This window comes from Lichenicola cladoniae, from assembly GCF_013201075.1.
GTDB lineage: Bacteria > Pseudomonadota > Alphaproteobacteria > Acetobacterales > Acetobacteraceae > Lichenicola > Lichenicola cladoniae.
The window spans coordinates 223218-234360 of record NZ_CP053708.1 but is presented as its reverse complement, the minus strand read 5'-3'; the positions used below and the strand labels follow the sequence as shown (position 1 = coordinate 234360).

Genomic DNA, 11143 nt, shown 5'->3' with positions numbered 1-11143 from the left:
GTCATGGGGTCACCTCGACGCGCAGCATGTCGCCATGCACCGGGAGATCGAGGCCATAATCGGTTTCGTCGCCGTTCAGGATCCGCGTCGTGGTCCAGCCGGACGGTGTCATCCGGCCCTCCTCGGCACGCAGCATCTCATGCACGCCGCCATCGTGAAGCGTCGAGGCGAACTCCACCCGCGCACCCATCCCGAGCACCAGGAAATGCGCCGGATCGAGCCGGACCACCAGCGCCCGCCCAAGCGGCGTGCCGGATTGCGGTGCCGTCGTCGGGCTGGGATGACCCCAGACCGCACCGAAGGATACCGTTACGGCCCAATTGCCGAGCGTCTGCTGCGGCGACATCGCGCCCGGCTCCTGCACGAAGGCGGCGATGCGCCCCTCGTAGGCGGCGGCAGCCAGGGTAGAGGCAACCGGTGCCAGCAGGCGGTTATTGTCGCCATGCGCCTGCACGGCCGCCGCACGGCCGGGTTCGTCCGCATCCCCGTCGATACCGAACTGGGAACAGCCGATACCGCCGCGTGCCAGAACGTCGAATACCCAGCGCGACGTCGGTGCGGTGAAGCCGCTTTCCGAGACCCAGGGCGGATTGTCGGCGCGGCCATACGGGAGAACGCCCTTGCGGAACTCGGCAAAGGTGTCGGTATAGACGTCGGAGCCGATCGCATCGAGCGCCGGTGTCTGCTGCTTCCAGATCGGCAGCATTGTCCAGCTCGGACCGCCGCTCGGATACTCGGTGCCGGGCTGGGTCAGGCCGCGATAGCGCATCCAGGCATTGGTGTAGAGCGGCAGCGGATAGACCGCCTTGCCGGCTTCGGCGATCGCGTCGACGTAATGCGAGACTGCGTAGGCGCTGAATGCCTCCTCGGCATCCGAGCCGAATGCTGCGCGCCAGTTGCCGCCCTGCCGCCCGGTCGCGTGCAGAACGGCCTCCGGAACGGCCGCCGCGAAGGCCGCATCCGCCGCTGCGCCGTGATCGCGCACCGTGCCGAACAAGCCGGATTCATTCTCGACCTGCATCATGATCACCGTGTGATGCAGCGCATCCGCCTGCTTCAGGTGCGCCATCAGCGCGGCAAAAGCCTGCTTGTCCCGGGCCAGGGTTTCAATACCGAACGGTGACAATCCATCGACCTGCTGGCCCTCCGCGGTCAGCAGCCGCGGATAGCGCACGGTATCGCGCCGTATCCACTCGGGCGCATAATGCATGCCGCCATTCTTCCAGGTGCCGAACCACAGCAGCACCAGGCGCACATGATGCGCGCGCGCCTGGTCCAGCAGCATGTCGACCTCGGAGAAGTCGAACTTGCCCGGCGTCGGCTCCATCGTTTCCCAATAGACCGGCGCCTCGAGCGTGTTGGCGCCGATCGCCGACAGCGCGTCCCACACCGCCGGCATGCGGCCCGGCCAGGCACTGGAATTATGCATCTGGCCGGCGAGGACGAAGTAGGGCTGGCCGTCGACCTGAAGCTCGAAGTGGCCGCCCTGGTGAACGATCCGCGGCATCGGGTCGGCAGCCATCGCCGTGCTGCTCGCCAAGGCCAAAGCCAGCGCCGCCGCGACACCGAGCCGGCGTGGCATCAGAAGGTGACCCCCGCCGACATGAAGATCGTCCGGCCGACCACGTCGTAGATCCCGGCTCCCGTATTGAAGCCTGCGTCGGGCACGAAGGGCGCGTTCTTGTCGAACAGGTTGTTGACGTTGGCCTGCAAGTTCCAACGGCCGATCGTGTAGCCGAGCGCCACGTCATGGTAGTAAATCCCGGCAACCTGGTATCTGCCGTTCTGGCCCTTGACCAGGTCCGACGAGCCGTTGTTCAGGACCATACCGCCGATATAGCGCATCATGTAGGTGGCACTGAAGTGGCCGTGGGTCCAGGTGCCGCTCACATAGTCGCGCACCCGCGGGATCGCGTACGGATAATTTCCGCCATTGGTATAGACCAGGCGCCCTGCATAATTGTTCCAGGCTCCGCCAGCTACGTTCTGCATCACGTAGCCGATCAGCTGCTGATACTGGTTGGACAATGTCAGCGTGTCATGACGGCCGAGACGCACCATGTAGTCTAGGTTGAAGTCGATGCCGTTGGTCCTGAGACCGCCGAGATTAGCTTCCAGAGACTTCACGGACGAGATCTGGTCGAGGCCGTTGCGCGAGATCGCGCTGCAATAGGTTGGGTTTGAACCGGTATAGCACTGGTCCAGGATGTATTGGCTCGAGACGCTGCTGATCAGGTTCTCGATGGACGTGTGCCAGTAGTCGATCGATGCGGTCAGATGCGGCGCCCAGCGCGGTGTCAGCACCGTGCCGAACGTATAGGTACGCGATGTCTCCGGCTGCAAGCTCGGATTGCCGCCGGCCGTCGTCGGCACCTGGCCGGAATTAGCGGCCTGGAACGTCGCCGGATTGATGCCCTGGCTGACGCATTTGCCGATCACGGCAGCCGATTTCGCGCCATAGGTGCCGGACTGGATACACGGGTCGTTGGCGGAGTTGTATGAAACGTTCTGCGCACCGAACAGCTCGTTCACGTTCGGCTGCCGGAATCCCGTGCTCATGGTACCACGGAAACGGATGTCGCGAACCGGAGCCCAGTTGATGCTGGCCTTCCAGTTCTTCGTGTTGCCGAACGTGTTGTAGTGGGAAAACCGGCCCTGCAGATCGACCGACAGGTCACGGGCGAATGGCATGTCGTGCAGCAGCGGAAAATTGCCCTCGATGAACGCCTCGGTCGCGTTGAAGGCGCCGGTGGTCGGGTCGGAGGCGACGCCACCGCCACTGTCGCCGGAGCCCACGATCGGATCGACCTGGTAGGAGCCGGACTCGCCGCGATGCTCGGCGCCGAAGCTGATGCCCACGTCGCCACCGCCACGCCAGGGCAGCCGGGCCAGATCGTCGTTCTTGATCCGCAGGTTGAAGTCGCGAAGCTGATACGCGGACCGGTCGTGCTGGGTGAAGCGTGCATAATCCACGGCATTCGTCGGCCATTTGCCGAGCGGATTGACCAGTACGCAGCCCGGGCTGTTCGTGCAGTAGGAGGGGTCATACACGACCGCGCTGTTCGGATCGGACGGATCGACCTGTCGCGCCCCGAGCTCCTGCTCCAGCTTGCGGTAGTTGGTGCTGCCGGAGGTGTTGATCGTCGAGGTGGATTTTCCGTATGCGCCCGACACGTCGTACGACCAGTTCCCGACGATCGTGCCGTTCAGGCCGCCGTTGATCTGGTACGTGTCGGTGCCCTGCGAGTAGCCGCGATTACCGAACTCGACGAAACGCCGATAGATGTCGGCATCCTGTCCGAACGGATTGTAGGGATTTCCGGCCGGGAAAACAAAAGAGGTCGGCAGCGTCGAAGGATACGAGCTGCCGGTCGCCGGACTTGGCGCCAGTTGCTCGGCGGTTGATTTGTGGGTGTAGAGGGCGCGCGTATACAGATTGAAATGATCGTTGATGGTGTAGTGTGCGTTGCCGTTGAACGACCCGGTCTGCACATAGTTGGTGAGCTGCTGGTCCTTCGAGTAGTCGTAGCGGTCGGCGTCCGTAAAGTTCGAGACGCTACCGTTCCTGGCGATCAGATCCTGGTCACCAACAAAGAAGCGCGACGCTTCGGGAACGCCGGAGCCATAGAGCGGCGTACCGCTGGCCGGGTTGCTGACCTGTACCGGGCCCGCCCAGGACCGGTCGGCCTGATAGACCGGCCCCTGCGTCATGTACTGACCGCCAAGCGTGACGTTGCCACGGCCATGGTCGAAGTCGAAGCCGTGGACGCCGCTGATCAGGGCGCTTCTTGCATCGCCCGCGTCCGTCAGGCCACCCTTCACATAGAAGTTGGTGCCGGCATAATTGTGCTTGAGCTTGATGTTGATGACGCCGGCGACCGCGTCGGCACCGTAGAGCGCCGAACCGCCATCCTTCAGGATCTCGATGCTGTCGACCATCGAGACCGGGATCGAGTTGATGTCGACGCAGGAGAATCCGAACCCGCCGGTCTGCACTTCGCGCTTGCCGTCGATCAGGATCAGCGTGCGGGCCGAGCCCAGGTTACGGATGTCGGCGCACGACAATCCGTCGCCGCCATTCGTGGTCGTGTTGCCAACGCTACTGGATCCGATCGATGGCAGGCGCGACAGATAGTCGGAGATGGTGACGGCCGTGGTCTTCTGGATGTCCTTCGCCGTCACGATGGTGACGGGATTGGGGCTGGTCGAGTTGGTCGTGCGAAGACTCGATCCGGTTACCAGGATCTGCTCGCTGGTTCCCGCGCCGGCCGCAACGGCTGCGCTCGTTGCCGATACGGCGGCGCCCGGAGCGGGACTCGTCTGCGCATGAAGAGGCATGGCCGCCACTGAAAACGCACCAAGGCACGCGGAATAGACAAGGAATAGCCTGGTGCTGCGACCGATCATCATGACTGCCTTTGAGTGTCGTTCTGTCGGCTCGGCACACACCCGATCAGATGTCTGCCTCGGACAGCGTCGACACCATTAGGCTATCGTATACGGAATACGTAAAGGGTGAAATGACCGGTTCGTTTCCTTAAGCCGTCCATTGCGTCATTCACGCATCGATATGGATCAGCGTTTTCGAGGCACTGCACGCGATGGAGGCAGTATACCCTGCCACGTGCATTCAATCGTTGCAGATTATGGGTGCTTGTCTTTTGCGGTAAGACAAGAGACCGCGAAAACCGGTCCGGCGGACTTATCCTGCAGAGGCTCGAACCGGATCAGGAGGCTGCTTCGGCCGGTGCTCAGCTCCACGGGTATCGGGTAGGTGCGGTCGAAGAAGCGGCCGGGATGGCTGGCGCCGAGCCGTTCCACCGCGACCGGTATGCCGTCCACCAGGATGCGGAACTGGTGGTCGCGTTCCTCGCCCCAATAGGTCGCGCGCAGCTCCAACGGACCTGGCCGGGTCTGCAGCCGGAACGAAAAGAAGCCACCGGCGCGCGCGTCCCGCCCGTTGCGGCCGCGATAGACGACGGGATAGGAGATGCTCGACTCGAGCCCATGATCATGCTCGGACTGCATCTCGCCCGGATGCAGGATATCGGTCGAGCGCAACGCGAGCGCACGCGCCTGCACTTCCTCGGCACGGAACATGGCCTGCTCGGTCACCCATTCAACCTCGGTGAACATCGGCAGGTAGACCGCACTGCGTCGCTCATGCTGCTGGGCGAAAGCGGTCAGGATAAAATCGCTCGGACGTCCGGTTCCGGTGGTTCGATAGCCGTCTCCCTCGGGCCGCAACCGTTCCAGCACGGCATCACCGACCAATGCCGGTGCGACCCCGGTAAACGGAGCGGATGCAGGGCCAAGGTCGGCTGCCAGGACCGCAGGCCCGCGCAGCACCGATACAAGTTGCGTAGGACCGGCTGGCCGTTCCAGACGCAGGCTCATGTCGAGCGACACTGTCAGCCGGTCGCCCTCGATCCAGCGCCGGCGCAGCGACAGATACCCATCTGCATCCGGGGCAACGGCGATGTCCGCCCCGTTCAGCTGCGCGCTGTTCCGGGTCGACCAGCCCGGTATACGCACACGCAGCGTCCAGGGCCGGTCAGGCGTATCGACCACACGCAACACGATCGCGCCGGATTTCGGATAATCGGTTTCCAATGCCAGGCCGATCCCGTTCCAGTCCAGTTTCGATGGGATGAACAGGTTGACCAGGATGGTATCACGACCGGAATGCCAGTAGATCGAATCGCCGTGCTTGGCATGGCTTTCCATCCCTGTGCCGACGCAGCACCAGAAATCATCGAACGGGGTCGAGTAGGCCCGCGCGGTGCCGGATGCCAGCGGCGTCATGTAGGCGAACATGCCGGTGCGTGGATTCTGTTGCGCCAGGATGTGATTGAGGTGGGTGCGTTCGTAGAAGTCGAACATCGTCGCATGCGGGGCACGGGCATAGATCTGCCGCGTCAGCTTCAGCATGTTGTAGCTGGCGCAGGTCTCGCACGTCTGCTCGGTCACGTGGCCGGCGGCGCTATCGGCCGCGGTGAAATACTCCCGGTCGCCATTGCCGCCGATCACGTAGCTATGGTGGTCCGTCACCGCGGTCCAGAAGGTCCGGCTCGCCACCGCGTAATCCGCTCGTCCGGTGATCTCATGCAGCCGTGCGAGCCCGATCGCCTTCGGGATCTGCGTATTCGCATGCAGGTTGGCGAGATTATCCTCGCCGCGCGCCAGAGGATCGAGCGTGCGGCCGTCGTAGATCCGCTGCGCGAGCAGGAGCCAGCGGCGCTGTCCGGTGCGGACCGACAACTCGGCCAGGCTCTCGTTCAGCCCGCCATATTCGCAGGCGAGAACCTGCTGCATCTGCGTCTGGTCAAGATGGTCGAAGACGCTGCCCAGATATCGCGCAAGGCCGGTGCACACACCGAGCGCGTCCATATTGCCGCAATAGAGCTGCGCGTCGAGCAGGCCGGCAAACAGCTTGTGCCAGTTGTATAGAGGCGACCAGGCGCCGTTCAGGTCGAAGCCGGTGGAGTGGATGTGTCCTGCGGCAATCTCGTCGAACGCCGCGCGTCCCGGTTCGATCCGGCCATCGCGCTTGCGGGTGAAACCGCAGACGAAACCGTCAGTGCCCTGGCTCTGGCAGACCACCAGCTCCGCGACGATGCCGTCGACGCGACGACGCGCCTCCGGATCGCCGGTCTGGGCATGCAGCAGCGACAGCGCGCTCAGATAATGGCCGAGCGTATGTCCGGCGATGGTATCGGATTCCCAGCCACCGTAGACGAGGCCCTTCGGCGTCAGGCCTGCCTGCTCACGGTAGTTGTGCAGCAGCCGGTCCGGTTCCAGTCGCATCAGGTAGGCGGTATTGGCCTCCATCGCCTCCCGGTAGGCTGACGGCGACAGGCGCACCGACTGCATCGGCACCGGAACTGCAGCCAGCCGTATAGCGGCAGCCGCCCGGCTAACGGTCGCGCTCGCCAGCATCGTTCCCGACGCACCCAGCAACACCGCACGGCGCGACATGTTCAGATGCTTCATGCGAACGGACTTTCGATCGATCGCGCCGGCAGGGTAAACCACCGTGCGCCGGTCTCGGTCACCACGACATGGTCCTCGAGACGGATGCCGAACCGGTCCGGCACCACGATCATCGGCTCGATCGAGAAACACATGCCTGGCATGAGGATCGTCGTGTCGCCACGAACCAGATAGGCGGGCTCGTGGATCGACAGGCCGATGCCATGACCGGTCCGGTGCGGCAGCCCCGGGAGACGATAATCCGGTCCCAGCCCGTATCGTTCGAGCACGTCGCGCCCGGCCTGGTCCACCGACGCGCACGTCACACCGGGCCGGACCGCGTCGAACGCGGCGGCCTGCGCCTCCCGCTCGATCGCCCAGATGCGCGCCTGGTCCGGGTCCGCAACGCCGAACGCGTAGGTGCGGGTGATGTCCGAGTGGTAGCCATGCAGGATGCAGCCGGTATCGACCAGCACGAGATCCCGCTCCCCCAGCACCTGCTCGCCCGGCACGCCATGCGGGTACGCGGTCGCCTGCCCGAACTGGACCGCGCAGAAGCTCGATCCAGCGGGCGCGCCGAGCGCCCGGTGAGCGGCATCGATGAACTGCCGCACCTGGCTGGCTGTCATGCCGGGGCGCAGGATCCCGGCCGTGATCCGCTGCACCTCCAGCGTCATCGACATCGCCTGCTGCATCAGGGCAAGTTCGTTCACCGACTTGATCCGGCGGCAGCCACCGATCACCGCATCGCCGTCCGACAGGTTGAGGCAAAGTCGCCGCGCCGCCTCGGTAATCCGGAACGGCAGTTCCGGGTCGACCGCCAGCCGCCCGCGATGCCGGATTGCGGAAGCGGCCAGAAACACCGGGTCCTCGTCCTCTTCCCAGCACCGCACGTCCATCGGCACCGTCATCGAGCGGGTCAGCGAGCCGAGCTCGAACGCCGGGCAGATCAGGAACGCAGCGCCGTCGCGCGGCAGCAGCATCGCCACCAGCCGCTCCGACGGCATCCAGTCCACGCCTGTGAAGTAACGCAACGACGCTCCGGCGCCGACCAGCAGCGCATCGTGTCCGGTCGCCTCGAGCAATGCCCGGGCGCGATCCAGACGCGCCGCATACTCGCCCGGCCCAATCGGCGGCGCCGGGTCCGGCCACGGAACGATCCGCTCCAGCGCGTCACGGAACGGCGGGGACCACGCATCACGCATCATGCGTCGCCATCGACCGGAAGTGCGGGGCTGGCGATGCCGCTGCGTGCGCCCCACACGTAGATCAGCAGCGAAAATACCGCGACCACGACATCGTCGGCCGGATGCGGGATGAGCAGGCTGCCTCCGAAGCTGCCGAGGCTGGAGAGCAGCATCAGCCCCGCCAGCCACACCAGCAGCCAGGCTGCATTGCCCAGTCCGGTCGGCTGGTTGCGGGAGCGTCGCCAGCCGGCAAAGCCGATGCAGGCAAGCAGCTGGATCGCCAGCAGCCACGACAGCACGGTCCAGCCGGTCCAGAACACGATCAGCGACGCGATCACGAACGATGCCGGAGCCAGCACCGAGAACCCACGCACCCGGAACGGCCGGTGCAGGTCGGGTGCTGTACGTCGCAGTGCTGCAGCCGAGATCGGCGCCAGTGCGTAGCTCATCATCAACGCCGACGAGACCACGCCGATCAGTGCCTGCCATGACGGGAACGGCAGCGTCCAGAACGCTGCCAGTGCGAAGGTCAGCCATAGCGCCGGCCCCGGTACGCCGCTCGACGCTTCCACCCTGGCGAACCGGCCGAAGAACGTGCCGCTTTTCGACCAGGCGTAGAGGATCCGCGGCGTGGCGCTCATATACACATTGGCGGTGCCGCTCGGCGACAGGATCGCATCCGACACCACGAGGGTACCGAGCCAGACCAGGCCGAGTGCCACGGCGATATCGTGGAACGGCAGCGACAGCTTGGCGTCCAGCCCGGCCCAGCCACCGGCGATCAGGCTGGCGGGCACGCTGCCGACGAAGGCCGCCTGCAACAGCACATAGACCAGCATCGACAACAGCACCGAGGCGATCAGGGCGAACGGAATGGTGCGCTGCGGATCGCGCGCTTCGCTCGCCACGGACACGATCGGTGTCAGTCCCAGATAGGCGAAGATGATTCCGCCGGTGGAGATGGCGGCCTCGACGCCGATGCTGCCGCCCGGCGCAAACCCGTGCGCGGAAAAATTGGCGGGGTGCAGATGCGCGAGCAGCATGACCGCCACCAGTGCCGGCACGCAGAACTTGAACAGGGTGACGATATTGTTCACCAGCGCGAAGGTGCCGATCCCGGCGCGGTTGACCAGGAACAATGCACCCAGCACGACGAGCTGCAGCAGCCATCCGGCAAGCGTCGGGTCGCCGCCGGTATCGCGCGTCAGCCCCGGTATCCAGGCTCCTGCATATTGCCGCGCCGCGACGATCTCGATCGAGATCAGGCTGGAGAACGCGATGGTCGTCACCAGCCCCATCAGGAACCCGGTCAGCTTGCCGTGCGACCATTCCGGATATCTAACCACGCCGCCGGCGAGCGGAAGTGCCGCACCCAGCTCGCAATAGACGAAGCCCAGCAGCAGCACCGCCAGCCCGGCGATCACCCAGGAAATCAGGCTGGCGGGTCCGGCGATCGCCGAGACATGCGCGGCCGCGAACAGCCAGCCCGACCCGAAGATCGAACCGAAGCCGATCATGGTCAGGTCCAGCCGCGACAGGGACCGGCGGAAACGGGCGGGAGGAGCCTTATCCATGGTGGTCAGGCCGCCGTGACCGGTCGCAGGCTGGTCCAGAGCAAGGGCGCGACGATCGGCATGGAGCAAGGATCCCGTCTGATCATGAAGGAGAACGCGACGACACGGTGCGCCCGAAGGACTTGAAGCCGAACCGGGTGGGGCTGAAGGGAGCCAGCGTCTCCGACGGCTCCTGCCCGGTCATCAGGGCGACAACCAGTTCCGCGGTGATCGGCGCCAGCGTCAGGCCGAGATGCTGGTGCCCGCATGCGACCACCAGTCCCGGCGCATCGAGCCTGCCGATCGCCGGAAGGTAGTCCGGCAGTGTCGGGCGAGCACCCATCCAGCGGCTGAACCCCGACGCGACCGGCAATCCGAGTGCCCGCACATGCGCCTCGAGCCGTTGCCACTTCCGCGGATCGGGTGGCGCACCCTCGGCGGTGAATTCGACGAAAGAGGACGCCCGCAGCCGGTCGCCGAACCGGGTGACGATCACCGACCTGCCCTCGAACACCAGCGGCGGCAGGTGGTAGCCGCCCCCATGCTCCCATTCGACGTGATAACCGCGCTCGGCGATCAGCGGCATCGTCACCCCAAGCGGGCGCAACAGCGGTCCGCTCCCCACTCCGGCGGCCACCAGCATCCGGTCGGCCCAGACGGTGCTGCCGTCGCTCAACACCACGCCGTGCTGCAGGTCCCTGCGGACCAGCCGGATCGCACGGCTTTGTACCCGGCGGCCACCCGCGGCTTCGAACGCTGCTGCCAGGGCCCGCATCGTTTCGCCGACGTCGCTGACCTGGGCCGTGCCCTCGACGCGCAGCCCGACCGCCGGACGTCCCGACATATGAGAGGCAACTCGGTCCAGGGCATCGTCCGGCATGGGCAGCACGCGGGCGGTTCCGGTCCGGGCCTGGCGCCACGCACGCGCACCTGCCTCACCCCTCACCCGGTCATGCCACAGGATCAGATGGCCGCCCCCAATCAGCAGCTCCGGCCGCCCGAGGTCCGTCACGAGCCTTTCCCAGGCCGGCAATGCCGCGGCGAGCAGTCTCGTGAGCGCACGCTCGCCGGCGTCCGCCCGGAAGCAGGCGGCTACCGCACGGATCGCCCATGGCAGCCAGATCCGGGGATGTCGCCAGCCGATATCGAGCGGCCCACCGGCCAGGAACAGGCGCCGGGGTACGCTTCGCAGGAAGGCCAGGTTGGCGATCGGCCGCACCTGCTCGGTCGCGACATGTCCGGCATTTCCGAAGGACGCCGGTTGCGGCACCATGTCGGGATCGACTAGGACGACGCTCATCCCGGCCTGTTGCAGCCGCAGCGCCGCTGTCCGCCCGACGATACCGCCGCCGACGACGATCGCGCTCACTCCGCTGCCGAATTCCTGCACTGCGCGGTTGTTCCTTGCTGGAGCATTTCGTATACGGTAGA

At 65.5% G+C, this 11143-nt stretch carries 6 protein-coding genes; all 6 read right to left on the bottom strand.

All coding sequences use genetic code 11. The features are described 5' to 3' along the window. Position 1 precedes the first annotated feature (1 nt). The 6 genes from HN018_RS00980 to HN018_RS00955 all read right to left on the bottom strand — a co-directional run bounded on the left by HN018_RS00980 (position 2) and on the right by HN018_RS00955 (position 11102). Positions 2-1582, bottom strand: coding sequence for a DUF5597 domain-containing protein (locus tag HN018_RS00980; protein WP_171832776.1), 1581 nt, complete (start codon positions 1580-1582; stop codon positions 2-4). Further along, positions 1582-4410 (bottom strand): TonB-dependent receptor domain-containing protein, encoded by a 2829-nt coding sequence (locus HN018_RS00975; protein WP_172443418.1) that lies wholly within the window; start codon positions 4408-4410, stop codon positions 1582-1584. The genes HN018_RS00980 and HN018_RS00975 overlap by 1 nt, the downstream gene beginning before the upstream one ends. A 234-nt stretch (positions 4411-4644) precedes the next feature. Further along, positions 4645-6993, bottom strand: coding sequence for a glycoside hydrolase family 127 protein (locus HN018_RS00970; RefSeq protein WP_239478910.1), 2349 nt, complete (start codon positions 6991-6993; stop codon positions 4645-4647). Next, positions 6990-8180, bottom strand: coding sequence for a M24 family metallopeptidase (locus HN018_RS00965; RefSeq protein ID WP_204259625.1), 1191 nt, complete (start codon positions 8178-8180; stop codon positions 6990-6992). Before HN018_RS00965 ends, HN018_RS00970 begins: the two co-directional genes overlap by 4 nt. After that, positions 8177-9802 (bottom strand): APC family permease, encoded by a 1626-nt coding sequence (locus tag HN018_RS00960; protein WP_239478909.1) that lies wholly within the window; start codon positions 9800-9802, stop codon positions 8177-8179. Before HN018_RS00960 ends, HN018_RS00965 begins: the two co-directional genes overlap by 4 nt. Positions 9803-9815: 13 nt before the next feature. Then, complete coding sequence (locus tag HN018_RS00955; protein ID WP_204259624.1) at positions 9816-11102, bottom strand: NAD(P)/FAD-dependent oxidoreductase; 1287 nt, start codon at positions 11100-11102, stop codon at positions 9816-9818. Positions 11103-11143: the final 41 nt, after the last annotated feature.